Origin of the sequence: Gordonia asplenii (assembly GCF_012933505.1) — a bacterium.
Lineage (GTDB): Bacteria > Actinomycetota > Actinomycetes > Mycobacteriales > Mycobacteriaceae > Gordonia > Gordonia asplenii.
This window is the reverse complement of the sequence record NZ_JABBNB010000072.1, coordinates 1-1,697: the sequence shown is the minus strand read 5'-3', so window position 1 is coordinate 1,697 and position 1,697 is coordinate 1. Positions and strand designations below refer to the sequence as shown.

The window sequence follows — 1,697 nt, the reverse complement described above, 5'->3', positions numbered from 1 at the left end:
CCCGGATTCACCGATTGGGGTCCGGTCGTTGGATTTCGGTGTGGTGTGGGGTGTGGTGTGGTGGGTGGGCATGGTTGTTGCCCGGCTCTGTGATTCCGGGGTTGTTCGGTGGTGCTGTCGGGCCCTGGGCGGGCGTGGTTGGTGGGTTGGGGTTATGCGGCTACTGCTGGTGGTTGGGCGTGCAGTGCGGCGGTGAGTTCGGCGCGGGCGGTCGCCCAGGGCCAGGTGCGGGGTAGGTGCAGGGTGAGGTGGTGTCCTGATCGGATCAGGCGTGCGGGGGCGTTGATGAGTTTGCGGCGGATGCTGGCGCTGGTGGCGTTGACGAGTGTGGTGGTTAAGGCTGCTGCGGCGTGCAGGGTGTTGTAGGCCATTGCGGCGAGGTGAACCCAGGCGGTGTTGGCGGCGAAGCTGGTCGCGGGTAGGTGTGCCAGGGCGGAGTCTTTGAGGTCGGCGTTGACCTGTTCGATGATGGCGTGGCCGCGGTGGATCTGATCGGCGGCGGTGGTGGGGTACTGGTCGGTGGGCAGGTTGGTGAAGAAGGTGTAGTAGTCGTAGACGGGTATCAGTGCCTCGGGTTCGTCTTTGCGGGCGACTCTGCGCACGATCAGCCGGCCGGGTACCTCCATGGATGTGGGGGTGGCGCTGCTGGTGAAGGCGGTGAAGGGTACTTCGGCGACGTGGGCGTCTGAATGCCAGTGGCCGGTGTCGGGGTCTTTGACGGCGCCGGGGTAGTCGATGGGTTGCCAGGCGTCGTCGTCGATGGTGGCGATGGCTGCGACGACGTTCGGGAATTTCTTGATCCCGACGGAGATGTATCCGTCGGCGGCCAGGACTTCAGCCACCATCTGCGCCGAGTAGTAGGCACTGTCGCCGCGGAGCAGGATGCGTCGGGTGTGGGGGCCGAATGAGGCGTGGCTGGTGGCCAACGCTGCGGTGACCAATTCGGTTGCGCCGCCGGGTTTTCCGCTTGCGGTGCCGTTGCGGAGTTCTTGGGACAGGATGATCGGGCGGGACCCGGCCAGGGAGGCGGTCACCAATTGCACGCTGAGGCCTTGGCAGCGTTTGTAGGTGTGTCCTACCTGTTCTTTGTTGCTGGTCACCGGCAGTACGGTGTCATCGATGTCGAGCATCAGAAACTCGCGGCCCGGTCCTGATCGTGCCGATCCGCGTGTGGCCGGGGTCAGCATCGGCGCCATCGCCGCCAAACCGATCACCAGGTCTGCTGCGATCGTCGCCAACTGTGCAAAGTTGGCTGCGGTCATCGACCGCAGAAACGTTCCCAACGTTGAGGGAGCGTAGATGTCGGTGAACAGTCGGCCGGTGGCGCCGGTGCGCAGCACGTTGACGCCGTCGATGGTGTCGATACCGGTACACATCGCCGCGAGCAGGGTGGCGAGTTTGGCTGCCGGGTTGGCTTTGCCGACACCGGTCATCTGCAGGTGTGTGGCGGCCGACGGGAAGCCGGCCCGCGTGAGCAGCCGCATCGTCGGGTACAGGCCTGAGGCAGGCACGATCTGCTCATCATCGAAGACTTCGGTGACCGTGGAGAACCGGGTTATAGACTGCATCTGCGGGGTGCTCTTTTCGCCTGACGGACACGTATCATTGACAACTACGAGTCTTCCAGTGCGACAAGGCATCCCGCCCAAAACACGCCGACCAGCACCCCGCAAAACGCAAAAACATCGGTGAATCCA

Annotated in this window: 1 protein-coding gene; it reads right to left on the bottom strand. The window is 64.1% G+C overall.

The genetic code is table 11. The features are described from left to right. Positions 1–152: 152 nt before the first annotated feature. Positions 153–1,568: an IS1380 family transposase gene (locus tag HH308_RS29225; RefSeq protein WP_170197808.1), complete on the bottom strand. Its 1,416-nt coding sequence runs from the start codon at positions 1,566–1,568 to the stop codon at positions 153–155. Positions 1,569–1,697 lie beyond the last annotated feature (129 nt).

What these genes read in the sequence shown, in the direction of transcription:
- HH308_RS29225 (WP_170197808.1), bottom strand. Translation starts at nt 1,568, where the DNA reads ATGCAGTCTATAACCCGGTTCTCCACGGTCACCGAAGTCTTCGATGAT.